Genomic DNA, 25746 nt, shown 5'->3' with positions numbered 1-25746 from the left:
CTTACCTCTTATGCCAGACGCGGGTTAACTTTATCTGCATCGATCTCGAACTTGGCGATGGCATCTGCCACCACTTTCTTGTCGATTTCGCCACGTTTAGCCAGTTCACCCAGGGCCGCTACGACCACGTAAGACGCGTCCACTTCGAAGTGGTGACGCAGGTTCTCACGGCTGTCTGAACGACCAAAGCCGTCCGTACCCAGCACGCGGTAATCGCTGGCAGGCACATAGCTGCGCACCTGCTCGGCGAACAGTTTCATGTAGTCAGTTGACGCCACGGCCGGTGCATCGTTCATCACCTGAGCGATGTACGGTACGCGTGCTTCTTCTGTTGGGTGCAGCATGTTCCAGCGCTCACAGTCCTGACCGTCACGGGCCAGTTCGGTGAAGGAGGTCACGCTGTAGACGTCAGAACCCACACCGTAGTCTTTCGCCAGGATCTCAGCCGCTTCACGCACGTGACGCAGGATAGAGCCTGAACCCAGCAGCTGAACTTTACCTTTGCTACCCGCGATGGTGTCGAGTTTGTAGATACCTTTACGGATACCCTCTTCGGCACCGGCCGGCATGGCTGGCATGTGGTAGTTTTCGTTCAGCGTGGTGATGTAGTAGTAGACGTTTTCCTGCGCGTCACCGTACATGCGTACCAGACCGTCATGCATGATGACCGCGACTTCATAGGCGTACGCTGGATCGTAAGAGATACAGTTCGGGATAGTCAGCGACTGAATGTGGCTGTGACCATCTTCGTGCTGCAGACCTTCGCCGTTCAGCGTGGTACGACCGGAAGTACCGCCCACCAGGAAGCCACGCGCCTGCTGGTCACCTGCTGCCCAGCACAGGTCGCCGATACGCTGGAAACCGAACATGGAGTAGTAGATGTAGAACGGGATCATTGGCAGGTTGTTGGTGCTGTAAGACGTTGCCGCCGCCAGCCACGATGCGCCTGCACCCAGTTCGTTAATGCCTTCCTGCAGGATCTGACCTTTCTCGTCTTCTTTATAGTATGCAACCTGCTCACGGTCCTGCGGGGTGTACTGCTGGCCGTTCGGGCTGTAGATACCGATCTGACGGAACAGACCTTCCATACCGAAGGTACGCGCTTCATCGGCGATGATTGGCACCAGGCGATCTTTGATCGACGGGTTCTTCAGCATCACGTTCAGGGCACGCACGAAGGCGATAGTGGTGGAGATCTCTTTGTTCTGCTCATCCAGCAGCTGACGGAAATCTTCCAGCGCAGGCATTTCCAGCTTCTCGCTGAATTTTGCTTCGCGGGTTGGCAGGTAGCCACCCAGCTTCTGACGCTGGCCGTGCAGGTAAGTGTGCTCTTCCGAGCCTTCAGCGAAGGTCACGTAAGGCAGGTTTTCGATCTCTTCATCGCTGACTGGCACGTTGAAGCGGTCGCGGATGTAACGCACGCCTTCGTGGTTCATCTTCTTAACCTGGTGCGCGATGTTTTTGCCTTCCGCAGTCTCACCCATACCGTAACCTTTAACGGTATGAGCCAGGATCACCACAGGTTTGCCTTTGGTATCCTGCGCTTTTTTCAGCGCGGCATAGACTTTCTTCGGATCGTGGCCGCCACGGTTCAGTGACCAGATCTCGTCGTCGGTCATATCTTTCACCAGCTCTGCGGTTTCCGGATATTTACCGAAGAAGTGCTCACGCACGTAAGCGCCGTTTTTCGATTTGAAGGTCTGGTAGTCACCGTCAACGGTTTCGTTCATCAGCTGGACCAGTTTACCGCTGGTATCTTTACGCAGCAGCGCATCCCAACGATCGCCCCAGATCACTTTGATCACTTCCCAGCCGGCGCCACCGAAGATGCCGTCCAGTTCGTTGATGATCTTGCCGTTACCGGTGACCGGGCCATCCAGGCGCTGCAGGTTACAGTTGATGATGAAGACCAGGTTATCCAGTTTTTCACGGGTGGCGATGGTGATCGCACCTTTGGATTCCGGCTCATCCATCTCACCGTCACCGAGGAAGGCGTAAACGGTCTGCTGAGAGGTATCTTTCAGGCCGCGGTGTTCCAGATATTTCAGGAACTTCGCCTGGTAGATCGCACCCAGTGGACCCAGGCCCATGGAAACGGTCGGGAACTGCCAGAAGTCAGGCATCAGTTTCGGGTGCGGGTAAGAGGAGAGGCCTTTACCATGCACTTCCTGACGGAAGTTGTTCATCTGCTCTTCGGTCAGGCGACCTTCAAGGAACGCACGTGCGTAAACGCCTGGAGAGATGTGGCCCTGGAAGTAAACCAGATCGCCGCCGTCTTTTTCGGTACGCGCGCGGAAGAAGTGGTTAAAGCACACTTCATACACGGTTGCGGAAGACTGGAAGGAGGACATATGGCCACCCAGTTCCAGATCTTTCTTGGAAGCACGCAGCACGGTCATGATGGCGTTCCAGCGAATCGCGGAACGGATACGGCGCTCTAAAGAGGTGTTGCCCGGGTATTCCGGCTCATCTTCAACAGCAATAGAGTTGACGTAGTTATTGGCTCCAGCACCGGCTGCCACTTTAACGCCGCCTTTACGTGCTTCGCTCAGGACCTGGTCGATAAGGTACTGTGCGCGCTCAACACCTTCTTCACGGATGACCGATTCGATCGCTTCTAGCCAGTCGCGAGTTTCGATCGGATCCACGTCATTGTTTAAACGTTCTGACATGGGGGGTATTCCTTATCTGTGTCTAATTACGTTGAATTGTCTGGAGCCTGTCTCTCTGTCCTCTGACTCATTGCAAAACACAGAGAGACAGGCCCGTCGTTTATACCTTTATCGGTATCTGCCGCGTTATTTTTACGCGTTAGTCCTTACGTTGCTGTAAACGTCGCAAGGAGCGCTCTCTACGACTTTGCTCCCGACTCCTGTCCAGCAATATTTCCTCGATAAACGCCAGATGGCGGTGTGAAGCTTCGCGCGCCTGTTCCGGCTCGCGTGCCACAATCGCCTCAAAAATACTGGCGCGGTGTTCACTCACCTGCGCCAGTATTTCACGGCGCAAGTAAAGCATTTCGAAGTTCTGTCTGACGTTCTGTTGCAGCATCGGCCCCATGCTGCGTAATAGATGCAAAAGCACGACATTATGGGCGGCTTCTGTGACAGCAATCTGATATTGCATCACCGCATTGGCTTCAGCGTCCAGGTCGCCGCTCTGCTGGGCGGTCTGGATCTGCACGTGGCAGTCGCGGATGCGCACCAGGTCTTCGTCAGTGCCGCGCAGTGCGGCGTAATAGGCGGCAATCCCTTCCAGCGCGTGACGCGTTTCCAGCAGGTCGAACTGGGATTCAGGATGGCCGGCAAGTAATTCAACGAGCGGGTCGCTCAGGCTTTTCCACAGGCTGTTCTGGACGAAGGTGCCCCCGCCCTGACGGCGCAGCAGCAACCCTTTGGCTTCCAGACGCTGGATAGCTTCACGCAGGGAGGGACGGGAGACATCAAACTGCACGGCCAGCTCACGCTCGGGCAGCAGTTTCTCTCCGGGACGCAGTGTCCCTTCCATAATCAGGGACTCGAGCTGTTGCTCGATGGCATCAGAGAGCTTTGGTTGGCGGATCTTACTGTATGCCATTATCCCTTCTTCTACGATTTGCCAAAGTAAATTGGTAATACCAATTTCCAAAAGGAGCCCGTAAAGTAACAAAGTATTCACCTGATGTCCATATGGCAACCGACTGAAAGCAGACCGTCGTCTCGTTCCTCATCAGGCAACAGGCCCCCGTATTCCCCACCTGAAGCAGCGCGGCAAATGTTAAATTTGGTCACTTTTTCGAAAGGCGGCAGCGGCTTAGTAGATAAAATCTGAAAGCACTATAAGAGAATGTTATTCGTCATTCGCTCCGGTTTATGCCAAATAATGGAATGTGAAAAGTGAGAGCGAACGTTGATTTTTTGGGCATTCTTTCGCACGGAAAGCAAAAGCGAGTGCATTAGGGGGCACTTAACACTATTCTCTTCGCCAGGATAGGTTTTGCCCTATTTTCGCTTACACCACAGCGTAAAGATTTTAATACATTTTCAAGAATTATAAGAACGAGGTCTCTATGGAACAACAGCAGGGCGAAACGCTGAAGCGCGGGTTAAAAAACCGTCACATTCAGCTGATTGCATTAGGCGGCGCCGTCGGCACCGGCCTGTTTCTGGGTAGTGCATCGGTTATTCAATCTGCGGGTCCGGGGGTTATTCTCGGCTACGCTATCGCGGGTTTTATCGCCTTCCTGATTATGCGCCAGTTGGGCGAAATGGTAGTGGAAGAACCTGTTGCAGGTAGCTTCAGCCACTTCGCTTATAAATACTGGGGTAATTTCGCCGGTTTCGCCTCTGGCTGGAACTACTGGGTGCTGTATGTGCTGGTGGCGATGGCGGAACTGACCGCCGTCGGCAAATACATCCAGTTCTGGTATCCGGATATCCCGACGTGGATGTCGGCTGCAGTGTTCTTTATCCTTATCAACGCCATCAACCTGACGAACGTCAAAGTGTTCGGTGAGATGGAGTTCTGGTTCGCGATTGTCAAAGTGGTGGCCGTTGTCGCCATGATCCTGTTCGGCGCATGGCTGCTGTTCAGCGACACCGCCGGTCCGCAAGCCACGGTGCGCAACCTGTGGCAACAGGGTGGCTTCCTGCCGCACGGTTTCACCGGGCTGATTATGATGATGGCGATTATCATGTTCTCCTTCGGCGGTCTGGAACTGGTTGGCATTACGGCAGCAGAAGCTGATAACCCGGAAACCAGCATTCCAAAAGCCACCAATCAGGTGATCTACCGCATTTTGATCTTCTATATCGGCTCGCTGGCGGTGCTGCTTTCTCTGCTGCCCTGGACCCGCGTCACCGCTGACACCAGCCCGTTTGTACTGATCTTCCACGAGCTGGGCGATGCGCTGGTAGCCAATGCGCTCAATGTGGTGATCCTCACCGCTGCCCTGTCGGTGTACAACAGCTGCGTTTACTGTAACAGCCGCATGCTGTTCGGCCTGGCGCAGCAGGGCAATGCCCCGAAAGCGCTGCTGAAAGTCGACAGCCGTGGCGTGCCGGTGATCTCAATCCTGTTCTCTGCGCTAGCCACCGGCCTGTGCGTACTGCTCAACTATCTGATGCCGGGCGAGGCCTTTGGCCTGCTGATGGCGCTGGTGGTTTCTGCACTGGTGATTAACTGGGCGATGATCAGCCTGGCGCACATGAAGTTTCGCCGTAAGAAAGACCAGCAGGGGGTAAAAACCCGCTTCCCGGCGCTGCTTTACCCACTGGGCAACTGGATCTGCCTGCTGTTCCTTGCCGGTATTCTGGTGCTGATGGCCATGACCCCGGGTATGGCGATCTCGGTGTGGCTGATCCCGGTCTGGGTGGCTATCCTCGGCGTCGGCTACTGGGTGAAGAACCGCGCACAGCGCGCGTAAACATTACTCGCGCTTTTGATTCGGCCAGCACCCGCTGGCCGAATTGTTATCTGCCTCACACTTTCCCCCTCCCAGGCGTTTTGTCCATCTCTGCAACGTTTTACACCTGCGCACGCCGTACGTTAAGCGTGAATACTCTCGAGCACTAACGACAAGCGGGAGAATTATCCATGAAGGGCACAGCACTCTCTGTCAGAGAGAAGATTGGCTACGGAATGGGCGATGCCGGGTGCAATATGATCGGCGGCGCCATTATGCTTTTTCTTAACTATTTCTACACCGATGTCTTTGGCCTGGCTCCGGCGCTGGTGGGCATTTTACTGCTGTCGGTCAGGGTGCTGGATGCGGTAACCGACCCGATTATGGGCGCGATTGCCGACCGTACTCAGAGCCGCTGGGGGCGCTTTCGCCCGTGGCTGCTGTGGATCTCCCTGCCCTATGTCCTGTTTAGCGTGCTGATGTTCACCACCCCGGACTGGAGCTACCAGAGCAAAGTCATCTGGGCGTTTGTCACCTATTTCCTGATGTCGCTCACCTATACCGCCATCAATATTCCCTACTGCTCGCTCGGTGGAGTGATCACCAATGACCCGGGGGAACGCGTCTCCTGCCAGTCTTACCGCTTTGTCATGGTGGGGATTGCCACCCTGATCCTGTCACTGACGCTGCTGCCGCTGGCGGAGTGGTTCGGCGGCGCAGATAAAGCGCGCGGCTACCAGATGGCGATGGGCGTGATGGCCCTGGTGGCGCTGCTGATGTTCCTGTTCTGCTTCGCTACGGTGCGCGAACGTATCCGACCGGCGGTGCCGAGCAATGACGATCTGAAAGCCGACCTGCGCGACGTGTGGAAAAACGATCAGTGGGTGCGCATCCTGCTGCTGACGCTGTGCAACGTCTGCCCTGGCTTTATCCGCATGGCGGCCACCATGTATTACGTCACCTGGGTGATGCAGCAGTCGACCCACTTCGCCACGCTGTTTATCAGCCTTGGCGTAGTGGGCATGATGCTCGGCAGTACGCTGGCGAAAGTGCTGACCGACCGCTGGTGCAAACTGAAGGTGTTTTTCTGGACCAACATCGCGCTGGCGATCTTCTCCAGCGGCTTTTACTTCCTTAACCCGCAGGCCACCGTACTGGTGCTGGTGATGTACTTCCTGCTGAATATTCTGCATCAGATCCCATCACCGCTGCACTGGTCGCTGATGGCAGACGTGGATGACTACGGCGAGTGGAAAACCGGCAAGCGCATAACCGGGATTAGCTTCTCCGGCAACCTGTTCTTCCTCAAAGTCGGGCTGGCGGTTGCCGGAGCGATGGTCGGTTTCCTGCTGTCATGGTACGGCTACGACGCGGGTGCTAAGCAGCAAAGCCCGGCGGCGCTGAACGGTATTGTGCTGCTGTTCACCGTGATCCCCGGCGTGGGCTATCTGATTACTGCGGGCGTAGTGCGCCTGCTGAAGGTGGACCGCACGCTGATGCAGCAGATCCAGCGGGAGCTGGAACAGCGCCGGGTCAATTACCAGGAACTCAATGACTATCACCACAGCAAACCGCTGAAAACCAAACTTAAAGGAGCCGCCGATGAGCCACTGGCCTAATCCATTAATTGAACAACGCGCCGACCCGTTCATCCTGCGCCATCAGGACAGCTACTGGTTTATTGCCTCCGTACCCGAATATGATCGGCTGGAGATCCGCCGTGCTGAGACGCTGGCCCAACTGGCAGATGCCCCGGCGACCGTCGTGTGGCGTAAACCCGATCGCGGCCCGCTGAGCGCACTGATCTGGGCGCCGGAGCTGCACCATATTGACGGGCAGTGGGTGATCTATTTTGCCGCCGCGCCGTCAAAGGAGATTAAAAACGGCCTGTTCCAGCACCGCATGTTTGCCCTTACCTGCGATGATGCCGATCCCCAGAGTGGAAGCTGGCAGGAGCGCGGCCAGGTCGTTACCCCCATCGACAGCTTCGCGCTGGATGCCACCCACTTCATACATCAGGGCAAACACTGGTATTTGTGGGCGCAGAAAGATCCGGCGATCCCCGGCAACTCCAACCTCTATCTCAGTGAGCTGGCGACGCCGTGGCAGCTCAGCGGCCCGACGGTGATGATCAGCCGCCCGCAGTATGAGTGGGAGTGCGCGGGGTTCAGCGTCAATGAGGGGCCCGCGGCTATTCGCCATGGCCAGCGGCTGTTTGTCAGCTACTCTTCCAGCGCTACCGATGAGAACTACTGCATGGGGCTGCTGTGGATTGACGCGGATGCCGATCCGCTGGAAGCGGCTAACTGGCAAAAATCCGCCGCACCGGTGTTCACCACCAGCTGGGAGAACCGTCAGTATGGCCCGGGGCATAACAGCTTTACACAGGGGGAAAATGGCGAGGATGTGCTGGTTTATCACGCGCGCAATTACACGGAAATTGAGGGGGACCCGCTGTATGACCCTAACCGCCATACGCGCATCAAAACCTTCAGCTGGGGCGCCGATGGCATGCCGCAGTTTGGCACACCACCGGCCGACACGGTGTTACACCAGCGTGCCGTAAATAGTCAGTAACGCAACTACTACCACCAGCACCAGCGACACCTTTTTCGCCAGTGCCACCGCCACGCGCGGGGTCTCTACCTTATCAAGGTGCGGATCGCGCGCCAGCGAATACTGCGCCAGGCGGGTCAGCACCTGATACTGCGGCGTATGACGGTCGCCCAGGGAGGCGAACCAGGCGGGCAGTGCGCGCTCACCGTGACCCAGCAGCGCATAGGCCACGCCCACCAGCCGAACCGGGATCCAGTCCACCCAGTGCAGAATGGCATCCACGCCCGACTGCGCACGCGCCAGCGCATCCTGCCTGCGCGCCAGCCAACTCTGCCAGGCGCGCAGGAAAGCGTAACCCACCAGCAGCGCCGGCCCCCACGGGCCACCCACCACAAACCAGAACAGCGGCGCGAGGTAGAAGCGGTAGTTGATCCACAGCAGCGCATTTTGCAGTTCGCAGAGGAATTCGCGTTCGTTACATTCGCCCGGCACGCCGTGGATCAGCGTCAGCTCCTCCACCATCGCATTATGCGCGTCGGCATCGTTATGGCTGGCCGCCTGCAAATAGGCGTGATAGTGCAGGCGCACCGACCCCGCCCCGATGCACAGCAGCCCGACTAAAATCCAGAACAGCAGCTTCGGTACGCCAAAAAATAGCCCGTTCAGCGCCAGCAGGCACAGGGCAACCACCGCCATTGCCAGCAGCATCATCAGCAGCGTGCGCATTAGCGAAAAACGCTGACGACCGCGGAACAGCGGCATCAGGTGGTGGTCAAGCTGCCAGTGCTCCCCCATTTTAAACAAGCGTTCCCATCCGAGAACCAGCAACAGGCTAAATAACGTCATGCCTTACTCCCATTAACAGTAGTCTGGGTGAGGTGCGCCAGCCCGGCGCGAAAACGAGGCCAGTCGAAGGACGGGCCAGGGTCGGTCTTACGCTGCGGGGCAATATCACTGTGCCCGGTAATATTTTGCGCAATCAGGGGATAGTGCTGCACCAGCAGTTCGGTAATGGCCTGCAGCGCAGCGTACTGGGCATCGGTGTAGGGCAGCGTATCGGTCCCCTCCAGCTCAATGCCGATAGAGAAATCGTTGCAGGCTTCCCGCCCCTGATAAAGAGAGATGCCCGCGTGCCAGGCGCGCAGATGAAACGGAACATACTGCACAATTTCTCCGTCACGACGGATCAGGCAGTGGGCTGACACCCGCAGATGGTGGATATCAGCAAAATAGGGATGGGCTTCAGGATCGAGCTGGCCGGTAAACAGCGCGTCAATCCACGGGCCACCAAACTCACCCGGGGGCAGACTGATATTGTGGACCACCAGCAGCGAAGGCGTTTCATCATCCGGCCGCGGGTTAAAATGGGGGGACGGCACGCGCCGGACGCCAGCTATCCAACCCTCTTGCAACTGCATACCCTGCTCTCCTGTGTTCAATTCCCTTCAGATTAACATGATTTTTTTTCGCTTTTTCAAACTTCTCTGCCCGCTGTTTAGCGCCGAAGAAAAATATTTTTCTGATTCTGCATCCAATTTATCTCCTCAACCGTAGATAGCAGTGTGAGGCAAAAACGCCTTCTCTTACCCTGAGGAATTCATCATGAAAACATTCATCCGCTCTGCTCTGTGTGCATCACTGCTGTTTAGCGCCGCGTCAATGGCTGAGATGGCGCAGAATACCGTGATGGTAGGCGGGGCTGCTATGTACCCTTCCCATAATATCGTTGAGAATGCCCTTAATTCTAAAGATCACACCACGCTGGTGGCTGCGGTTAAAGCGGCTGGACTGGCAGACACGCTACAGGGCCCGGGCCCGTTCACCGTCTTTGCCCCGACCAATGCGGCCTTTGCCAAACTGCCTGCCGGCACCGTTGATAATCTGCTAAAACCGGAAAATAAAGCCATGCTCACCAGCGTGCTGACCTACCATGTGGTTGCCGGGAAATATGATATGCAGGCGCTGATGAAAAAAATCAAACAGGGCCACGGCAGCACAGAGCTGAAGACCGTAAACGGCGCACCGCTGTGGCTGATGATGAACGGCCCGCACAATATTCAGCTGAAAGATGACAAAGGCAATGTCGCCAATATCAGTACCTATGATGTGCAGCAGAAAAATGGCGTGATTGACGTGATTGATACCGTCCTGATGCCATAAAGATTTACCCGGTAACACCAGGGAAAATATTAAAAATACCCGCAGAGGTTAAAAATAAGGGTATACACTTGGTGCAGCAGGATTTTTAACCCCTCTGCACCTTTTTTCAGGATGGTTCATGACGGACGACGTAATTGATAGCCAGGTTGTGCTGATGCAGGCAATAGCCGCAGGGGACAAGCGCGCTTTCGAAGCGCTTTACCGCCGTTATTCCCCTTACCTTTTCGCCATTGCACTGCGCATGCTGCGTCGACGTGGCTGGGCTGAAGAGGTGTTGCACGACAGCTTTCTCACCGTCTGGCAGCGTGCCGCCAGCTTCGATCCGGCGCTCAGCGCCCCTAAAACCTGGTTAACGAACATCGTGCGCAACCGCGCAATCGATTATTTACGCCTGCAGGATAACCGCGTTATCGAACTGGAAGAGGAAGCGTTGTCAGACGCTGACGACCCCACTCAGGATTCGCCGTTCCGCTCGGAATCGCGCAGGCTGGCTGACTGTATGGACCAGCTGCAGCCGGAACAGCGGCAAAGCATCCGTCTGGCTTATTATCAGGGGCTGTCGCACCGTGAAATAGCGCAGCACCTACAGCAACCGGACGGCACGGTAAAAAGCTGGATCCGCCGGGCATTAGCGCAATTGAAAGAGTGTGTGGGCCTATGAACAGCAGACGCGATTACGACTCAGCCCTGGCCGCAGAATATGCCCTTGGCACGCTGCGCGGCGCGGCGCGCCAGCGTTTCGCCCGCCGCCTGCTGCAGGAGCCTGAACTGGCGGCCGAAGTCGGCCGCTGGCAGCACGCGCTGGCGGAGCTGGACCACAACGTTAAGCCGGTTACGCCTCCGCAAGCGGTTTGGCAACGGCTGGCACACAGCCTGCCAGCGGACAAAACGCCAGCCCGCAGCGTGCGCTGGCCGTGGCTGGGCTGGGCGCTGGCGGCCTCTTTTGCCGGTGCGCTAATCTACACGCAGCTTACGCCCCCGCCTGCTGCTCCACAGGCCGTGGCTGTTCTCAACGGCAGCGCACAGCAGGGGTCGTGGGTGGTCAGCCTTAATGCGGCCAAAGACCGGCTGACAGTGCAGGCTATCAATGCTGCAGCCATTCAGCCAGACCGCAGCCTGCAACTCTGGCTGATCCCGCCGGGTGAAAAACCGCAGTCGCTGGGGCTGATTGCCACCTCCGCCAGCCAGCAGGTGAGCATCAGGCCCGTTCAGCTTGCCAGCCTGCCAACGCTGGCGATCAGCCTGGAGCCTCGCGGTGGCTCCCCCACCGGGCAACCCACCGGACCAGTCCTGTTTAGCGGCAAGGTCATTCAGCTTTAACCACCCGTTCAGGGTAGGCGCAGTGTAAGGTGCTGACAGCTTCATCGTTCAACGCCAGCAGCCGTCGGCCATAGGCAATCATCACCTCCCCGCCTGCGGTTAATGTCAGCTGTTCGCCGGACGCCTGTAACAGCGGCAGCCCGCACTGCCGCTCCAGCCTCTTCAGCTGAGCATTGACCGCAGAGGCCGATTGCTGCAGCTGGCCTGCTGTTTGCACAAAACTGCCCAACTCCACTGCCCGCACGAAGGTTCGCACGGCTTCCAGGTCGAAGGTTATCGGTTTCAACGGCGCCATCATGACACGCCTTTCGTGCGCTGAGGTGGCTGGCAAGGCCGGATTAAACACGCTAGCATGTCAGCCTCTGTTACCCGACCTTTCGGAGTTTGATCATGACATCTCGCCGTTACGATCCCGACAGCCGCCGTGCTGAACTGATGGACCGTATTGAGGACGATATTCCCCCTGCCGTCGCGCAGGCGCTGCGTGAAGATCTGGGTGGCGAAGTGGACCCCTGCCGGGACATCACCGCCAGCCTGCTCTCTGACGATACGGCCTCGCACGCTGTTGTCATTACCCGTGAACCCGGTATTTTTTGCGGTAAACGTTGGGTGGAGGAAGTGTTTATCCAGCTGGGTGACAAAGTACAGCTTACCTGGCATGTGGATGACGGCGATAAGATCGCTGCCGACCAGACGCTGTTCGAAGCTATCGGTCCGGCGAAGCTTATTCTTACCGCAGAGCGCACCGCGCTGAATTTTGTGCAGACGTTGTCCGGCGTAGCGACTGAAGTCAGCCGCTATGTGGCTATTCTGGAAGGTACCCGCACCCAGCTGCTGGATACGCGTAAAACCCTGCCCGGGTTGCGTACCGCGCTGAAGTACGCCGTGCTGTGCGGCGGTGGCGCCAACCATCGTCTCGGCCTGTCGGATGCCTTTTTGATCAAAGAGAACCACATTATTGCCTGCGGTTCGATCACCAAAGCGGTGGAGAAAGCCTTCTGGATGCACCCTGATGTGCCGGTAGAGGTCGAAGTCGAAACCATGGAAGAGCTTGAGCAAGCGCTGCAGGCTGGCGCAGATATCGTGATGCTCGATAACTTTACCGTCGAGCAGATGCGCGATGCCGTCAAGCTGAGTGACAACCGCGCCCTGCTGGAAGTCTCCGGGAATGTCACCGACGAGACCCTGCGAACCTTTGCCGAAACCGGCGTGGACTATATCTCCGTTGGTGCATTGACCAAACATGTGCGTGCCCTCGATTTGTCGATGCGCTTTCGCTAAGCGCTAATCATCCCTGCTCTTCACCTGTTTGTACCTCAGGCCAGCTACATGTGCTGGCCTTTTTTCTGCCCAGGTTTTGTTTTTGCGAGCCGCCTTCCGCCACATTAATCCGCTGATGTAACAGACAAAAATTGTTTACGGCCCCGCTCTGAAAAATCATGGCTACCGCTGGCAACAGAGGGAGGGTTAATGAGATTAACAGCGGAATGTGTTACACAGCACCAGCCCACACAGGGATTAGATAATTAGTAAAGTCATTGTATAAGCCAAATTTTAGACCTATTATCTAATCAACCTCGTGTGGCTATGCCAGGGAAATGGGGGAGCAATGGTTGAAGTTATGTGGACAAGGCGGGCGTTAAAGCAGCTCAGCAAAATTGACAGCCGCTATCGCAGAGCCATCGCTGAAAAGAGTCGACAGCTGGTCGCTTTTCCGGTGGTGCCGCTGGACGTGAAAAAAATAGAGGGAAATGACACTCTTTTCCGGCTGCGAGTAGGGAACTACAGAGTCATTTTTCAACTGATTAACGGCGAGCCTGTGGTTGTGGTTATTCAGGAAGTAAAGCGTCGGGCAACCCACACTTGCTAACGCAACCAGATACGGAACATGGCTCTCAGACTGGAGGATACCCAGTGCCAAAACAGGTTATTTATGATGAAAACGGCACGGCGCAGTTTGTAGTACTGCCTGTGGCCGAGTATGAAAAGCTGCTGTCCAATGCCAGCAGTGAATGGGCCAGCCTGCCCTATGAGGCTGACGAACATGATAATGAAACCGTTCCGCAGGAAATTGTCGGGATCATGGTCGGGCAGGAGGTCAGCCTGCAGGCAGCCTGGCGCATTCATCGCGGCCTGTCGCAATATGACGTGGCGGAAAAGCTGGGTACCACCCAGTCCGCCGTTTCGCAGTGGGAGCGCGTTGACAGTAAACCGCATAAGAAAACCCGTGAGAAACTTGCCAGACTTTACCAATGCCGCCCCGAACAACTTATCCTCTGACGATTCAGGCCACTTCATACAGTGGCCTTTTTTCTGCCCAGGTTTTATTTTTGCGAGCCGCCTTCCGCCACATTAATCCGCTGATGTAACAGACAAAAATTGTTTACGGCCCCGCTCTGAAAACTCGGGATCGCTGCTGGCGCCAGCCTGCAGTGGCGAATTATGTTGCTCACCTCTTAACCACAAGGAGGTTTGCCATGAACCAGCAGGGATTCACCCTGATCGAACTGATGATCGTTATCGCCATTATTGCCATTCTCAGCGCTATCGGGCTGCCCGCTTACCAGGGCTATCTGCAAAAAGCCGCGCTGACCGATATGCTGCAAACGGCGATGCCGTTCAAAACCGCCGTTGAGCTCTGCGCTATCGAGCACGGCGGTAGCGGCAACTGCAGCGCAGGCAGCAACGGTGTGCCGATGGAGCGCACTTCTCGCTATGTGTCGGCACTCAGCGTTAAAGCCGGCGTGATTGCCCTAAGCGGCAAGGAGAGCCTTAAAGGGCTGGACGTCAAACTGACACCGCAATGGAACAGCGATAACGGACAGATGGACTGGCAGCGCAGCTGTAAAAGCGAGTCTTCCGGATTGCAAGAGGCTTGTCAGGATGTGTTCCGCTTTGATGAGGAGCAGGCGCCATGAACCCAGAGACGCAGCGCGCGGTAGAGGCCATCTGCCAGCGCTATCAGGCGGTGATTGTCGGATTCAATGCCCAGCGGCTGCACATTGCACTGGCCGCTACTCCGGGTCACGAAATGATGACAGAACTGCGCTTTGCCACACAAAGTGCCATCGAAGTGGAGTGCTGGCCTCAGGCCAGGCTTGAACAATTTATTCAGCGCGAGGGAAATAGCGCCACCGCATCAGCACAGGAGAGCGCCGAAGAGTACAGCGGTGCGGCCGTTGTGAAGATTAACGAACTGCTGACCCAGGCTTTGCAGAAGCGCGCGTCGGATATTCACCTTGAACCCCAGGAAAAGGGGCTGCGCGTCCGCTTACGCGTCGATGGCGTACTACAGCAATTGCCGGGCAGCTGGGCGGAGAACAGCGCCCCGCTGATTGCGCGCCTGAAAATCCTCGCCAGCCTCGATATCGCTGAGCGCCGGGTGCCGCAGGATGGGCAGTTTTCCCTGCAGCTTGGCCAGCAAACCCACTCATTCCGCCTGTCGACGCTGCCGGTGCGCGGCGGTGAGAAAGCCGTGGTGCGCCTGCTGCAGAGTGATTCCCAGTCGGTGGCACTGGAGAATCTCAAGATGCCCGCCCCCCAACTTAAGCGTTACCGCGAAGCCCTCTCACGCCCGCAGGGCATGATTCTGGTGACAGGCCCGACCGGCAGTGGCAAAACGTTCACGCTTTACAGCGGGCTGAGCTGGCTGAATATCGCCACGCGTAATCTGTGCAGCGTGGAGGACCCGGTGGAGATCCCGCTGGCGGGGATCAACCAAACCCAGATCCACCCCCGCTCGGGGCTCGATTTCCATCGGGTGCTGCGCGCGCTGCTACGCCAGGATCCCGACGTGATTATGATCGGCGAGATCCGCGATGGTGAAACGGCTGAAATTGCGGTGAAAGCGGCGCAGACTGGTCACCTGGTGCTGTCGACGCTGCACACTAACTCAACTACCGAAACGCTGGTCAGGCTGGGACAGATGGGCGTACCCGGTTATCTGCTGGCTTCAGCATTGAAACTGGTGATTGCCCAGCGTCTGGTGCGAAGACTGTGCCCGCACTGCCGTCAGCCCGCCGAGGCTACCGCTCACCTGCCATCACATATCTGGCCGGGAACCATTCAGAACTGGCACGCCGTAGGGTGCGATCGCTGCTTTTCCGGTTTTTACGGCCGCCTGGCGCTGTTCGAAATGCTGCCGATATCTGCACGGCTGCAAAATGCGCTGGCCAGCTCGGCCATGCCTGAAGAGCTGGAGAAAATCGCGCGTGAGCAGGGGCTGAATTCACTGTTTGTTGAGGGACTTCACTGCGTGAATCGGGGCGATACCACCCTCGAGGAGCTGACACGCGTTGCCGGAGGCTGTGATGAGTAAGCGCTACCTCTTTCGCTGGCAGGCCATGGACGATAGCGGCAACCTGCATCACGGCTGCAGTTTTGCCCCCAGCGCCGGGCAGATTGCGGCCGACCTTGCCGCGCATCACCAGCTGCCCCTGAAGATATCCCCGCGCCAGCGCTGTGGGCAACGTCAGTGGAAGGGGGCGCAAAAAACCGCGCTGGTGCGCCAGCTGGCAACCTTACTCAAGGCGGGAATGCCGCTGGCATCCAGCCTGCAGCTGCTGGGTGAGGGGCATCCTGAACCCTGCTGGCAGGCCCTGCTGCTGGAACTCCAGCAGCGGATTACATCAGGTATCCCTTTTTCAGACGCGCTGGCGGCCTGGCCTGATGTATTTCCGCCGCTGTACGCCGCACTGATCCACATCGGTGAACTGACCGGAGAGCTGGATGAGTGCTGCCTGCAGCTGGCGTTGCAACAGGAACAGCAGCAGCAGCTGCAGCAGAAGGTGAAAAAGGCGCTGCGCTATCCGCTGTTTATCCTCGCGGTGGCGCTACTGATTAGCATCGGTATGCTGGTCTTTGTTCTGCCGGAGTTTGTCGCGATTTATCAGACATTTAATGCCCCACTGCCGGCGTTTACCGCCGCGGTGATCGCCTTTTCGCAGCTCATCCAGCAGCAGGCCTTGCCGGGCATTACGCTGGTTATCGCGGTTGTTCTGCTCTGGCGCAGGCTGCATAAAAAGTCCCCTGGCTGGCAGCGCCGCGAGCAGCGGCTGCTGATGCGGCTGCCGCTGATCGCCGCCCTGTATCGTGGCAGCCTGCTGAGCCAGATCTTTACCACCCTGTCGCTCACCCAGCGCGCCGGGCTGACGCTGCTGCAAAGTTTGCAGGCGGTAGAGAAGACGCTGTCCCCGCTACTGTGGCGCGAAGCTATTGCTGCGCTGCAGCGGCATATCGAAAACGGCAATCCGCTGCACCAGGCGTTAAAGACGCATCAGCTGTTTACGCCGCTGTGCTATCAGCTGGTGAAAGTGGGGGAAGAGTCAGGTTCACTGGATGCGCTGCTGGCAAGGCTGGCGGGCTGGCATGAACAGCGAACTCATCAGCTGGCGGATGCGCTGGCAGCCGCGCTGGAGCCGCTAATGATGGTGGTGATTGGCGCGATTGTCGGCACGCTGGTGGTTGCCATGTATCTGCCGGTGTTCCGCCTCGGTGATGCGCTGGGTTAGGCCGTCGCGCTGGATGCACGACGGCCCCCTGGTCAACAGCAATCTTTAACGATTAAAGACGCGGTTTTCCTGCTCGTTAACGCGGATAAACGTGGTGCGCTTGGTCAGCTCTTTTAAACGCTCTGCGCCTACATAGGTACAGGCTGAGCGCAGCCCGCCAAGGATGTCACGCGCGGTCTGATCAACCGGCCCACGCAGCGGCAGCTTAACGGTTTTTCCCTCGGCAGCACGGTACTGCGCCACTCCGCCGACGTGGCGTTTCATGGCGGATTCGGAGCTCATGCCGTAGAACAGCATAAACTGTTCGCCGTTCTCCTCAACCAGCGTGCCTTCGCATTCGTCGTGGGCGGCGAGCATGCCGCCCAGCATGACGAAATCAGCGCCGCCGCCAAAGGCCTTCGCCACATCACCCGGCACGGAACAACCGCCATCGCTGACGATCTGCCCACCCAGGCCGTGTGCCGCATCGGCGCACTCAATCACGGCGGAAAGCTGCGGATAGCCGACGCCGGTTTTCACCCGCGTGGTGCAGACGGAACCCGGACCAATGCCCACCTTAACAATATCGGCCCCGGAGAGGATCAGCTCCTCCACCATCTCACCCGTCACCACATTCCCGGCGCAGATCGTTTTCCCCGGGCAGGCCTCACGCGCACGCTGCAGGAACTGCACGAAGTGTTCGGAATAGCCGTTTGCCACGTCGATACAGATAAAATTTAGCGCCGGAGACAAGGCCAGGATCTGCTGCAGCTTGGTAAAGTCTGCATCTGACGTCCCGGTTGAGACCATAACATGGCGCAATACCTCGGGGGTGCTACGGATGACAAACTCACGCCACTGCTCAACGCTGTAATGCTTGTGGACGGCAGTAAGAATATTGAAGGAAGCCAGCGCAGTCGCCATGCTGAACGTGCCCACCGTATCCATATTGGCGGCAATGACAGGAACGCCGGACCAGCTGATAGCGGAGTGTTTGAAGGTGAACTGACGTTCCAGCTCAACCTGAGAACGGCTTTGCAGGGTGGAACGCTTTGGACGGATTAAAACATCCTTAAAGCCTAACTTAATATCTTCTTCGATACGCATAACGATTATCCTGGTTGATGGCGGTGATCCGGGCGCGCTCCCTTCAGGGTTACGCGACGCGGATAAAGCTGAATGCCTGTTCCAGTGACGCTATCATACGCGCTAAAAACGCGCCGACAAGACTGCGAAATTTGCTTTATTTACGCTACAATCCGTTAAATTTACCTGTAAAACTGCTTTGTGATCTGCGCCTCAAAATTGAGCTGGGCGGTGTAAAATCAGGTCAACAAAGCAGCGAGAACTTGAAAGCATGCCTTATATCGTTGCGCTAACCGGCGGCATCGGCAGTGGAAAAAGTACCATTGCTAACGCTTTTGCCGCACTGGACATTGATATTGTTGATGCCGACGTGATTGCGCGCCAGGTGGTAGCGCCTGGGCAGCCGGCACTGGCGGCCATTTCTCAACGCTTTGGTGATGAGATTCTGCACCCGGACGGTTCGCTGAACCGGGGCGTGCTGCGGCAGAAAATCTTTAGTTCGCCGCAGGATAAAAGCTGGATTAACAAACTGTTACATCCTCTTATCCATGCAGAGACGCGTAAGCAGTTAGCATTGACCCGCTCGGCCTGGTGCCTGTGGGTGGTTCCGCTGCTGGTAGAGAACCATTTGCAACACCTCGCTGACCGGGTGCTGGTGGTCGACGTAGACCGTGAAACCCAGCTGGCGCGCACCCTACGCCGCGACGGTATCAGCCGTGAACAGGCGGAAAATATTCTTGCTGCTCAGGCCTCGCGTGAAGCGCGTCTGGCAGTGGCGGATGACATTATTGATAACAGCGGATCGCCCGAGACGGCGATCGCGCGCGTTGCTGAACTCCATCAGCGCTATCTGGCGCTGGCAGCAGCAACCGATCGGGATTAACAGCATGAGCACAACGGTTCTTTTTGAACATCCACTGAACGAAAAAATGCGTACCTGGCTGCGTATCGAATTTTTACTCAAGCAACTTAGCGCCAGCCAGAACATTGTTGATCACCTGGGCGCGCTGACATTTTTCCGCAATGCCGCCGAGCTGCTGGACGTGTTTGAGCGTGGTGAACTGCGCACCGAAATCCTTAAAGAGCTGGAGCGTCAGCAGCAAAAACTGCAGTCATGGTCTGAAGTTCCCGGCGTCGATACCGCCACGATTGATGCCCTGCGTGCCGACCTGAAAACCCGCGGTGCGGCGCTGATGGCCGCCCCGCGCATGGGCCAGCAGCTGCGCGAAGACCGTTTAATTGCTCTGGTGCGTCAGCGTTTAAGCATTCCGGGTGGCTGCTGTAGCTTTGATCTGCCGACGCTGCATATCTGGCTTCATATTGAACAACCGCTACGTGACCAGCAGGTGGCCATCTGGGTGAACTCCCTGGCGCCAATGCGCGATGCACTGACGATGATCCTCGACCTGATCCGTCAGTCCGGGATTTTCCGCAACCACACCAGCCTGAATGGTTTCTTCCAGGATAACGCCGAGGGTGCTGACCTGTTGCGCCTGCAGTTAAAGCTGGACGACTCTCTTTATCCGCAGGTTTCCGGTCATAAAAGCCGTTATGCCATCCGTTTTCTGCCGCTGGATAGCGAACGGGGTGAAGTTCCCGCCCGTCTCGATTTTGAGCTGGCCTGTTGTTGAGGTAATTGTATGAGTGATGTAACCATGGTGAACTGCCCGACCTGCGGCAAGCAGGTCATTTGGGATGAACTTAGCAGCTGGCGTCCGTTTTGTAGCAAGCGCTGCCAGCTGATCGATCTTGGCGAATGGGCCGCTGAAGAGAAGCGTATTCCCAGCAGCGACGGTCTGAATGACAACGAAAGCTGGAGTGAGCAACTGCTCGATCGCGACTAGCTGTTAAGGTTACGGCGTGGCCTGATGCGCTTCAGCTTTCAGGCGCACCACCAGCTCCGCATTGGCCGGTGGAAACTCATCGGCCTGCAACTCTGCCTGATCCACCCAGCGTGACGGCTGCCCTTCCCGCCCATACGGCTCGCCATTCCACTGTTCAACCAGAAAGAAGTGCAGCGTCACGCGCAGGTCAGCGTAAGTATGGTCGGCAATCCCGTATGCGCTGGCGCTCAGCACCTCAATGCCGGTCTCTTCCTGCAGCTCACGTTTCAACGCCAGCTCTGGCGTTTCACCGCTCTCGATTTTACCGCCCGGAAATTCCCACATGTTTGCCATATGCGAACTGGCGGCGCGCTGAGCCAGAAAAATCTGCCGAGCGCCGTTACGGATAATGCCTACTGCTACCTGTAAATGTTTCATGCTTATTCACTCTGCCAGGGTTTAATTCGAACCGCGCCACTTTATCATCGATTGACAGTACTGTCCTGCCGCCGCACATACACATCTTTACAGGATGCAGGTGTAAACAGCCCGGACAATAAGTTGAATAAGAGAGTTTAATTTTATCCCGCAGCGAGTATTTGCTTAGTGTATTCCACTATAAATCATCCTGGCATCAGTAAAATGAATGGTGCTGAACACCATAGCAGAAGGAAAAACAATGACTAAGTACTCACCGGTGCAAGTGTTATTACACTGGATTTCCGCCATCGTTATTATATGGGCGATGGCAAGTGGCTTTTATATTTTCTTGGGAAATACTTCAGATCATGTAAAAGAGTTCGTAGGGTTTATCAATGTATCCGTGACAACACTGTTTATTCCTTTCTTTGCTGTTCGTATATTTTACGCAATCAAATCAGGAAAATCAGCCAATATTAAAAGAAAATCCGGCAACCATGCTTTAGCCAATGCAGTGCATATCATTATCTACATCAATACCGCTTTGGTGCTTTTTACCGGTGTGATGATGATGGAACGGGATATCAACATATTTAATTTCATCCAGCTTCCCCATCCGCTGCAGGGCGGAGCTCTGACCAGCGCATTTCATCAGCTGCATATTATCTCCTGCGTGACGCTGTCTATACTGATTGTCATGCATGTGCTGGCTGTTTTTTTTCACCACCTTGCAGGAAACCCTATCCTGAAGAAAATGAGTTGGTAGCGTACTCTCTGGCACCCTCATAAACTTCACAGGAAAACATAATGAAAAAAAAGTCCTTTGCGCAAGGTAATAATGAGTTTTAAACTTTAATTAATTCATTAATAAAACATACAAAAATCATATAAATCATATATATAGATAACTTTACAAATTAACCTCTACAGCTTGTATTGCAGGGTGATGAGAGTTATCTATATCCTTCAAATCAGATGGCGATTCAGGTCAATTGCATTTCAACATCAAAGTGTCCGTTAATCAGAACATTTTGCATGAACATTTGCCCTGGTCAGATCTACTAAAAAAATCAGGTGACGTGGAAATTACCAAGGAATATCTACAATGCTAAGTGTTCAGCAATGCGAAAAGATTCTCGATATTGATCACATTCATTTCGATAACGTTTTAACGGTGGATTGCCAGCTCAATATGCTTAATATTCCCAGCAAAAAGCTCAGCATCCCGTTAAGTGAAACGCAAAAGCGGTTGTTAATCTGCATGTTGACCAACATCAATAACAAAAGAGAAATTATCAATATCGTCTGGTACGAGAACCATCAATACATTCGGGATAATAACTATCACCAGTTAGTTTTTCAACTACGGGCGCTGCTACAACGCCATCAACTGCCGGGAGATATTTTGATCACCGTCCCTTACTATGGATTAAAGCTTAACAAACCTTTATTGATGAAGATCGCAGCAGAATCCAGGCACAATGACTTTTGCGAAAGCAGTGCTGTAAAAGCCGTAGAAAAGAAAGATAAGCTTAATCGACCTTCCCTAAGGCAGTGGTTTTTAAATGCTATTCGCTAATTTAATCTTTAAGGTTTTACACTATTAATCATGATATTACCGGTTGGTCAGGATCTTCTTTTTTTGGGTCGTCGGGTGTTAACACCAGGCAGGATCATTATTTTCAGTCTGCTATTACCGCTAACCTCTTTCACCGCTGCGCTTCACTACGAAGGCAAACCTTCACCGGTGGCGCAGCGTCATGCGCCGGCCCCACCGCCGCCGCCAGCACAACCTTATGCGACGCTGCAGGCGCTGGCGTGGTTCGCCACCCAGGCCAGCACGGCTGCCGCGCCGGCGGGGGATGAAGAGCAGCAAATAGTGCACGCCGTGCCAAGTTCCCTGCCGTTCAGGTTAAGCGGATTGCTTAGCAACAGCGATGCCCGGCTCTCGATGGCCGTCTTCCAGCACGGCAATCAGCAGCTGGTCGTGAGCATCGCAGAGCAGTTGCCGGGCACGCCAGCCTCTGTGGTACGCATTTTTCCCGACCGCGTGGTGATTCGCCATAACGGTCGCTATGAAGCCTTTTATATCAAATGAGTCGCTTTACTCTGGAACATTTATGCCGATGATTTTCTCCCCATGTCGTCCGGCGGGCCGTGGCATGCTGCTGTTACTGGCCAGCTTTCTGTTTTCCCTCAGCGCTCATGCAGAGGGCTACCAGGCTAATTTCAAAAATACCGATATTGACGAGTTTATTACCACGGTCAGTAAGGCTTTGAACAAAACCATCATCATCGACCCGACGGTAAAAGGGAAAATCAGCGTGCGCAGTTACGAAACGCTGAATGACCAGCAGTATTACCAGTTTTTCCTCAGCGTGCTCGACGTGCATGGCTTTGCCGCCATCAGCATGGACAATGGGGTGGTCAAGGTTATCCCGGCTAAAAATGCCAAAGGTGCTGCGCTCCCGCTGGTTTCCGCTGACGGTCAGGCCAGCGGGGATGAAATGATTAGCCGCGTGCTCCCGCTGCATTATATTACCGCCAAAGAGCTGGCCCCGCTGCTGCGCCAGCTCAATGACGCTGCGGCTGGCAGCGTCGTGCATTACGACCCTTCAAACGTGCTGCTGATGACCGGCCGAGCCGCAGTTATCCAGCAGCTGTCAGCCATAGTCGAGAGTATCGACCAGCCGGAAGACAACAGCGTTGACAGTGTCAAACTGCGCTGGGCTTCCGCCGCGCAGGTTGCCGAAATCCTTAATCAGTTAAATAGCGGCACTCAGCCCGGTAGCAGCAGCAAACTGCGCGCCAAAGCGGTGGCAGACACCCGGACCAACGCCGTGTTAATTACCGGCGAGGAGCAGGCGCGTCAGCAGATGATTGACGCGGCGCACGATCTGGATACGAAGAATGACAGCCACAGCAACTCGCGCGTGTTTTACCTGCAGCATGCCAAGGCTGACAATCTGCTGGAGGTTCTGACCGGCGTCAGCGGTTCGCTGCAGGACAAAGCCGAAGGTAAGGCCGCCAGCGGCGTCACCATGATGAAAGATATCGTGGTGAAAGCCGATGCGCACACTAACTCGCTGATTATTAACGCGCCGCCTGACGTGATGGACGACCTTGAAGAGATTATCAAACGGCTGGATATCAGTCGCCCGCAGGTTCAGGTGGAGGCGATTATCGTGGAGGTTCAGGACGCCGATGGCCTGGCGCTGGGCGTACAGTGGTTTAACCGTCACGCTGGCGGCACGCAGTTCCCGGGCACTGATGCCCCTATTACCACGCTGCCGGATAAAGGGTTTGCCAGTGCGCTGAGCAAGACCAGCGGGCTGGCCGCCGGGTTTTATCGTGGTAACTGGGCCGGGCTGTTCAGCGCCCTGCAAACCAATGGACAGAATAATATTCTCGCCACCCCCAGCATCGTGACGCTGGATAATATGGAAGCAGAATTCACCGTCGGTCAGGATGTCCCCATTCTCACCGGTTCACAAACCACCAGCGGCGACGGGGTATTCAACTCGGTGGCGCGCAAAAGTGTCGGCATCAAGCTGAAGGTGAAGCCGCAGATTAACAAAGGCGATTCGGTGCTGATGGAGATCGAGCAGGAGGTTTCCAGCGTGGCCGATCAAAGCAGCGGTGACCCGCTTGGCATGACGTTTAATACGCGCATGGTCAAAAACGCGGTGCTGGTGGACAGCGGTAATACCGTCGTGGTCGGCGGCCTGCTCGATACTGCGCACAACCGTAGCGAAAGTCGCGTACCGTTACTGGGTGATATCCCACTGATTGGCCACCTGTTTCGCTACAGCTCCGACAAGCAGAGCAAGCGTAATCTGATGCTGTTTATTCGCCCCACCATCATTCGTCAGCAGCACGCCTTTGACCGCACCAGCTCAGATAAGCTGAACACCTTTCGTCAGCAGCTTGATGAGGGAAATGAAGACCTGCCGCTCAAGAAAGCGCTGAAGCAGCAGCTTAACGTGCGCCAGAGTAACCACGCGCTCCAGCAGCTGCAGCAGGATGTCGCGACCTTCTGGCGGGCGGATGCATCATGACTCAGCCGCTGTTGCCGTTTAACTGGGTACAGCAGTACCAGGTGCTGCTGCTGCCTGACGCGACCCTGTGCTTTCATCCCAAAAGCAGCACATCCGCGCTGTTCGAAGCACGGCGCTATCTGCCGCAAAGCTCGCTGATGCCGCTTGATGAGGCCGCCTTCCGTGAGAAAGTGGCGGAGGTTTACCAGCAGAACAGCCGCTCTGCCGAGCTGTTTGAATCACTGGGCAGTGAGTTTGACCTCGATCAGGCGGTCCAGCACCTGCCGGAGGATAACGATCTGCTGGACAGCGATGACGGTGCGCCGGTGATCCGCCTGATCAATGCCATTCTCACCGAGGCGATCAAGCAGGGGGCTTCCGATATTCATATTGAGCCGTTTGAAAAAGTATTGTCGGTACGCTTTCGCATTGATGGCATGCTGCGCCCGGTTTTATCGCCACCGGTGCAGCTCAGCCGCTATCTGCTGTCGCGCATTAAAGTGATGGCCCGGCTGGATATTGCCGAAAAGCGGGTGCCGCAGGATGGCCGTATTTCGCTGCGCCTCGGCGGGCGAAATATTGATGTCCGCGTCTCAACCCTGCCCGCCCAGCATGGCGAACGTATTGTACTGCGCGTGCTGGATAAAAATGGGCTGACGCTGAGTCTGGCGGCGATTGGCATGACGGCTGCAGCGCAGCGGGAAATGGCCCGTCTGCTGCACAGCCCGCACGGCATTTTACTGGTTACCGGACCTACGGGTTCAGGTAAAAGCACCACGCTGTACGCCGGACTGAAGCTGATCCACGGCGATGATAAAAATATTATGACCATTGAGGATCCGGTCGAGTACGAGCTGGAAGGGATCGGGCAGACTCAGGTTAATAGCAAAATCGATATGACCTTTGCGCGCGGGCTGCGGGCGATCCTGCGCCAGGACCCCGACGTGGTGATGATCGGTGAGATCCGCGATAGCGAAACCGCGCAGATTGCCGTGCAGGCCTCGCTGACCGGCCATCTGGTGCTGTCAACGCTACACACCAACAGCGCGCTTGGCGCCATTGAACGCCTGCGAGATATGGGCGTTGAACCCTTTCTCCTGGCCAGCTCGCTGCTGGGTGTGCTTTCTCAGCGCCTGGTACGCCGGCTCTGCCAGGCCTGTCGCCAGCCGGTGGCGGCGACGGCGGCCCAGCTCAGCTACTTCCCCTCCGCCTCCAGCGGGCTGACGCTCTGGCAGGCGGTGGGCTGCGAACGCTGCCATCACAGCGGCTATCGTGGCCGTATCGGCATTCACGAACTGTTAATCATTGATGACAGCCTGCGTCGGGCGATAAGCCACCCGCATAGCGAGCAGCCGCTGCATCAACTGGTCAGCGCTGACTATCAGAGCCTGCAGCAGGATGGACTGCAAAAAGCGCAGGAGGGGGTCACCACGCTGGAAGAGATCCTGCGCGTGACAAGGAATGAAAGCTAA

27 protein-coding genes are annotated in these 25746 nt (G+C 56.0%); 20 read left to right on the top strand and 7 right to left on the bottom strand.

The window, feature by feature from the left end:
* Nucleotides 1–8 precede the first annotated feature (8 nt).
* Nucleotides 9–2672 (bottom strand): pyruvate dehydrogenase (acetyl-transferring), homodimeric type, encoded by a 2664-nt coding sequence (gene aceE / locus ACLI4M_RS13950; protein ID WP_048914926.1) that lies wholly within the window; start codon nt 2670–2672, stop codon nt 9–11.
* A gap of 139 nt (nt 2673–2811) precedes the next feature.
* A complete protein-coding gene (gene pdhR, locus ACLI4M_RS13945; RefSeq protein WP_048914925.1) occupies nt 2812–3576 on the bottom strand; it encodes a pyruvate dehydrogenase complex transcriptional repressor PdhR in 765 nt (254 codons plus the stop codon).
* A gap of 472 nt (nt 3577–4048) precedes the next feature.
* Here pdhR and aroP point away from each other — a divergent pair, with 472 nt between their 5' ends.
* The 3 genes from aroP to ACLI4M_RS13930 all read left to right on the top strand — a co-directional run bounded on the left by aroP (nt 4049) and on the right by ACLI4M_RS13930 (nt 7960).
* Nucleotides 4049–5404: an aromatic amino acid transporter AroP gene (aroP, locus tag ACLI4M_RS13940; RefSeq protein ID WP_048914924.1), complete on the top strand. Its 1356-nt coding sequence runs from the start codon at nt 4049–4051 to the stop codon at nt 5402–5404.
* Nucleotides 5405–5574: 170 nt separating this feature from the next.
* On the top strand, nt 5575–7002 hold the full coding sequence (locus ACLI4M_RS13935; protein WP_048914923.1) for a glycoside-pentoside-hexuronide (GPH):cation symporter: 1428 nt from the start codon (nt 5575–5577) through the stop codon (nt 7000–7002).
* The gene (locus ACLI4M_RS13930; RefSeq protein WP_133624484.1) at nt 6986–7960 is read left to right on the top strand and encodes a glycoside hydrolase family 43 protein; all 975 of its coding nucleotides are present in this window, start codon (nt 6986–6988) and stop codon (nt 7958–7960) included. The genes ACLI4M_RS13935 and ACLI4M_RS13930 overlap by 17 nt, the downstream gene beginning before the upstream one ends.
* Here ACLI4M_RS13930 and ampE read toward each other — a convergent pair.
* On the bottom strand, nt 7931–8785 hold the full coding sequence (ampE, locus tag ACLI4M_RS13925; protein ID WP_133624486.1) for a beta-lactamase regulator AmpE: 855 nt from the start codon (nt 8783–8785) through the stop codon (nt 7931–7933). The two genes, ACLI4M_RS13930 and ampE, sit on opposite strands and share 30 nt — an antisense overlap.
* Entirely contained in the window at nt 8782–9357 is a 576-nt protein-coding gene (ampD, locus tag ACLI4M_RS13920) for a 1,6-anhydro-N-acetylmuramyl-L-alanine amidase AmpD (RefSeq protein ID WP_048914920.1), read from the bottom strand. Before ampD ends, ampE begins: the two co-directional genes overlap by 4 nt.
* Nucleotides 9358–9541: 184 nt before the next feature.
* Here ampD and ACLI4M_RS13915 point away from each other — a divergent pair, with 184 nt between their 5' ends.
* From ACLI4M_RS13915 to ACLI4M_RS13905, 3 genes are all read left to right on the top strand, one after another.
* On the top strand, nt 9542–10099 hold the full coding sequence (locus ACLI4M_RS13915; protein WP_048914919.1) for a fasciclin domain-containing protein: 558 nt from the start codon (nt 9542–9544) through the stop codon (nt 10097–10099).
* 118 nt (nt 10100–10217) lie between these two features.
* Nucleotides 10218–10760 (top strand): sigma-70 family RNA polymerase sigma factor, encoded by a 543-nt coding sequence (locus tag ACLI4M_RS13910; RefSeq protein WP_133624488.1) that lies wholly within the window; start codon nt 10218–10220, stop codon nt 10758–10760.
* Nucleotides 10757–11419, top strand: a complete 663-nt coding sequence (locus ACLI4M_RS13905; RefSeq protein WP_133624490.1) for an anti-sigma factor — start codon at nt 10757–10759, stop codon at nt 11417–11419. Before ACLI4M_RS13910 ends, ACLI4M_RS13905 begins: the two co-directional genes overlap by 4 nt.
* Here the strand turns inward: ACLI4M_RS13905 and ACLI4M_RS13900 are convergent.
* On the bottom strand, nt 11406–11717 hold the full coding sequence (locus ACLI4M_RS13900) for a LysR family transcriptional regulator (protein WP_053110399.1): 312 nt from the start codon (nt 11715–11717) through the stop codon (nt 11406–11408). The two genes, ACLI4M_RS13905 and ACLI4M_RS13900, sit on opposite strands and share 14 nt — an antisense overlap.
* 92 nt (nt 11718–11809) lie before the next feature.
* Between ACLI4M_RS13900 and nadC the strand changes: the two genes are divergently transcribed.
* From nadC to hofC, 6 genes are all read left to right on the top strand, one after another.
* On the top strand, nt 11810–12700 hold the full coding sequence (gene nadC / locus ACLI4M_RS13895; RefSeq protein WP_048914916.1) for a carboxylating nicotinate-nucleotide diphosphorylase: 891 nt from the start codon (nt 11810–11812) through the stop codon (nt 12698–12700).
* A gap of 328 nt (nt 12701–13028) precedes the next feature.
* Nucleotides 13029–13289 carry a type II toxin-antitoxin system RelE family toxin gene (locus ACLI4M_RS13890; RefSeq protein WP_133624492.1) on the top strand — a complete coding sequence of 87 codons (261 nt, stop codon included), beginning with the start codon at nt 13029–13031 and terminating at the stop codon, nt 13287–13289.
* Between the two features lie 44 nt (nt 13290–13333).
* Nucleotides 13334–13699, top strand: coding sequence for a helix-turn-helix domain-containing protein (locus ACLI4M_RS13885; protein ID WP_048914914.1), 366 nt, complete (start codon nt 13334–13336; stop codon nt 13697–13699).
* 197 nt (nt 13700–13896) lie between these two features.
* A complete protein-coding gene (ppdD, locus tag ACLI4M_RS13880) occupies nt 13897–14337 on the top strand; it encodes a prepilin peptidase-dependent pilin (RefSeq protein WP_099754493.1) in 441 nt (146 codons plus the stop codon).
* Nucleotides 14334–15737, top strand: coding sequence for a type II secretion system protein GspE (gspE, locus tag ACLI4M_RS13875; protein ID WP_133624494.1), 1404 nt, complete (start codon nt 14334–14336; stop codon nt 15735–15737). The genes ppdD and gspE (ACLI4M_RS13875) overlap by 4 nt, the downstream gene beginning before the upstream one ends.
* On the top strand, nt 15730–16929 hold the full coding sequence (gene hofC / locus ACLI4M_RS13870; RefSeq protein WP_133624495.1) for a protein transport protein HofC: 1200 nt from the start codon (nt 15730–15732) through the stop codon (nt 16927–16929). Before gspE (ACLI4M_RS13875) ends, hofC begins: the two co-directional genes overlap by 8 nt.
* A gap of 45 nt (nt 16930–16974) precedes the next feature.
* On the opposite strand, the gene ACLI4M_RS13865 is transcribed toward hofC, so the two are convergent.
* A complete protein-coding gene (locus ACLI4M_RS13865; protein WP_048914910.1) occupies nt 16975–18015 on the bottom strand; it encodes a GMP reductase in 1041 nt (346 codons plus the stop codon).
* Nucleotides 18016–18265: 250 nt separating this feature from the next.
* Here ACLI4M_RS13865 and coaE point away from each other — a divergent pair, with 250 nt between their 5' ends.
* The 3 genes from coaE to yacG are packed head-to-tail and all read left to right on the top strand — an operon-like array spanning nt 18266 to nt 19838.
* The gene (gene coaE / locus ACLI4M_RS13860) at nt 18266–18877 is read left to right on the top strand and encodes a dephospho-CoA kinase (RefSeq protein WP_133624497.1); all 612 of its coding nucleotides are present in this window, start codon (nt 18266–18268) and stop codon (nt 18875–18877) included.
* Nucleotides 18878–18881: 4 nt separating this feature from the next.
* Nucleotides 18882–19625: a cell division protein ZapD gene (zapD, locus tag ACLI4M_RS13855; RefSeq protein WP_133624499.1), complete on the top strand. Its 744-nt coding sequence runs from the start codon at nt 18882–18884 to the stop codon at nt 19623–19625.
* Nucleotides 19626–19634: 9 nt separating this feature from the next.
* Nucleotides 19635–19838 carry a DNA gyrase inhibitor YacG gene (gene yacG, locus ACLI4M_RS13850; RefSeq protein WP_048914908.1) on the top strand — a complete coding sequence of 68 codons (204 nt, stop codon included), beginning with the start codon at nt 19635–19637 and terminating at the stop codon, nt 19836–19838.
* A gap of 9 nt (nt 19839–19847) precedes the next feature.
* Here the strand turns inward: yacG and mutT are convergent, their stop codons facing one another.
* Nucleotides 19848–20255, bottom strand: a complete 408-nt coding sequence (gene mutT, locus ACLI4M_RS13845) for an 8-oxo-dGTP diphosphatase MutT (protein ID WP_099754497.1) — start codon at nt 20253–20255, stop codon at nt 19848–19850.
* Nucleotides 20256–20496: 241 nt separating this feature from the next.
* Here mutT and ACLI4M_RS13840 point away from each other — a divergent pair, with 241 nt between their 5' ends.
* The 5 genes from ACLI4M_RS13840 to gspE (ACLI4M_RS13820) all read left to right on the top strand — a co-directional run bounded on the left by ACLI4M_RS13840 (nt 20497) and on the right by gspE (ACLI4M_RS13820) (nt 25746).
* A complete protein-coding gene (locus ACLI4M_RS13840) occupies nt 20497–21003 on the top strand; it encodes a cytochrome b (RefSeq protein WP_166643195.1) in 507 nt (168 codons plus the stop codon).
* A gap of 339 nt (nt 21004–21342) precedes the next feature.
* Entirely contained in the window at nt 21343–21816 is a 474-nt protein-coding gene (locus tag ACLI4M_RS13835) for a winged helix-turn-helix domain-containing protein (protein ID WP_133624503.1), read from the top strand.
* A gap of 168 nt (nt 21817–21984) precedes the next feature.
* The gene (locus tag ACLI4M_RS13830) at nt 21985–22335 is read left to right on the top strand and encodes a type II secretion system protein N (RefSeq protein WP_166643196.1); all 351 of its coding nucleotides are present in this window, start codon (nt 21985–21987) and stop codon (nt 22333–22335) included.
* A gap of 28 nt (nt 22336–22363) precedes the next feature.
* Nucleotides 22364–24295, top strand: a complete 1932-nt coding sequence (gene gspD, locus ACLI4M_RS13825) for a type II secretion system secretin GspD (RefSeq protein WP_166643217.1) — start codon at nt 22364–22366, stop codon at nt 24293–24295.
* Nucleotides 24292–25746 (top strand): type II secretion system ATPase GspE, encoded by a 1455-nt coding sequence (gspE, locus tag ACLI4M_RS13820; RefSeq protein ID WP_133624509.1) that lies wholly within the window; start codon nt 24292–24294, stop codon nt 25744–25746. Before gspD ends, gspE (ACLI4M_RS13820) begins: the two co-directional genes overlap by 4 nt.

Source organism: Erwinia sp. LJJL01, assembly GCF_047300805.2.
Classification (GTDB): Bacteria; Pseudomonadota; Gammaproteobacteria; order Enterobacterales; family Enterobacteriaceae; genus Erwinia; species Erwinia aphidicola.
The sequence above is the reverse complement of the archived record's forward strand: the minus strand, read 5'-3'. Positions and strand labels throughout refer to the sequence as shown.

Bases quoted from the DNA above. Each gene is read 5' to 3' on its own strand.
- aceE (WP_048914926.1), bottom strand. From the start codon at position 2,672: ATGTCAGAACGTTTAAACAATGACGTGGATCCGATCGAAACTCGCGAC.
- pdhR (WP_048914925.1), bottom strand. From the start codon at position 3,576: ATGGCATACAGTAAGATCCGCCAACCAAAGCTCTCTGATGCCATCGAG.
- aroP (WP_048914924.1), top strand. From the start codon at position 4,049: ATGGAACAACAGCAGGGCGAAACGCTGAAGCGCGGGTTAAAAAACCGT.
- ACLI4M_RS13935 (WP_048914923.1), top strand. From the start codon at position 5,575: ATGAAGGGCACAGCACTCTCTGTCAGAGAGAAGATTGGCTACGGAATG.
- ACLI4M_RS13930 (WP_133624484.1), top strand. From the start codon at position 6,986: ATGAGCCACTGGCCTAATCCATTAATTGAACAACGCGCCGACCCGTTC.
- ampE (WP_133624486.1), bottom strand. From the start codon at position 8,785: ATGACGTTATTTAGCCTGTTGCTGGTTCTCGGATGGGAACGCTTGTTT.
- ampD (WP_048914920.1), bottom strand. From the start codon at position 9,357: ATGCAGTTGCAAGAGGGTTGGATAGCTGGCGTCCGGCGCGTGCCGTCC.
- ACLI4M_RS13915 (WP_048914919.1), top strand. From the start codon at position 9,542: ATGAAAACATTCATCCGCTCTGCTCTGTGTGCATCACTGCTGTTTAGC.
- ACLI4M_RS13910 (WP_133624488.1), top strand. From the start codon at position 10,218: ATGACGGACGACGTAATTGATAGCCAGGTTGTGCTGATGCAGGCAATA.
- ACLI4M_RS13905 (WP_133624490.1), top strand. From the start codon at position 10,757: ATGAACAGCAGACGCGATTACGACTCAGCCCTGGCCGCAGAATATGCC.
- ACLI4M_RS13900 (WP_053110399.1), bottom strand. From the start codon at position 11,717: ATGATGGCGCCGTTGAAACCGATAACCTTCGACCTGGAAGCCGTGCGA.
- nadC (WP_048914916.1), top strand. From the start codon at position 11,810: ATGACATCTCGCCGTTACGATCCCGACAGCCGCCGTGCTGAACTGATG.
- ACLI4M_RS13890 (WP_133624492.1), top strand. From the start codon at position 13,029: ATGGTTGAAGTTATGTGGACAAGGCGGGCGTTAAAGCAGCTCAGCAAA.
- ppdD (WP_099754493.1), top strand. From the start codon at position 13,897: ATGAACCAGCAGGGATTCACCCTGATCGAACTGATGATCGTTATCGCC.
- gspE (WP_133624494.1), top strand. From the start codon at position 14,334: ATGAACCCAGAGACGCAGCGCGCGGTAGAGGCCATCTGCCAGCGCTAT.
- hofC (WP_133624495.1), top strand. From the start codon at position 15,730: ATGAGTAAGCGCTACCTCTTTCGCTGGCAGGCCATGGACGATAGCGGC.
- ACLI4M_RS13865 (WP_048914910.1), bottom strand. From the start codon at position 18,015: ATGCGTATCGAAGAAGATATTAAGTTAGGCTTTAAGGATGTTTTAATC.
- coaE (WP_133624497.1), top strand. From the start codon at position 18,266: ATGCCTTATATCGTTGCGCTAACCGGCGGCATCGGCAGTGGAAAAAGT.
- zapD (WP_133624499.1), top strand. From the start codon at position 18,882: ATGAGCACAACGGTTCTTTTTGAACATCCACTGAACGAAAAAATGCGT.
- yacG (WP_048914908.1), top strand. From the start codon at position 19,635: ATGAGTGATGTAACCATGGTGAACTGCCCGACCTGCGGCAAGCAGGTC.
- mutT (WP_099754497.1), bottom strand. From the start codon at position 20,255: ATGAAACATTTACAGGTAGCAGTAGGCATTATCCGTAACGGCGCTCGG.
- ACLI4M_RS13840 (WP_166643195.1), top strand. From the start codon at position 20,497: ATGACTAAGTACTCACCGGTGCAAGTGTTATTACACTGGATTTCCGCC.
- ACLI4M_RS13835 (WP_133624503.1), top strand. From the start codon at position 21,343: ATGCTAAGTGTTCAGCAATGCGAAAAGATTCTCGATATTGATCACATT.
- gspD (WP_166643217.1), top strand. From the start codon at position 22,364: ATGATTTTCTCCCCATGTCGTCCGGCGGGCCGTGGCATGCTGCTGTTA.
- gspE (WP_133624509.1), top strand. From the start codon at position 24,292: ATGACTCAGCCGCTGTTGCCGTTTAACTGGGTACAGCAGTACCAGGTG.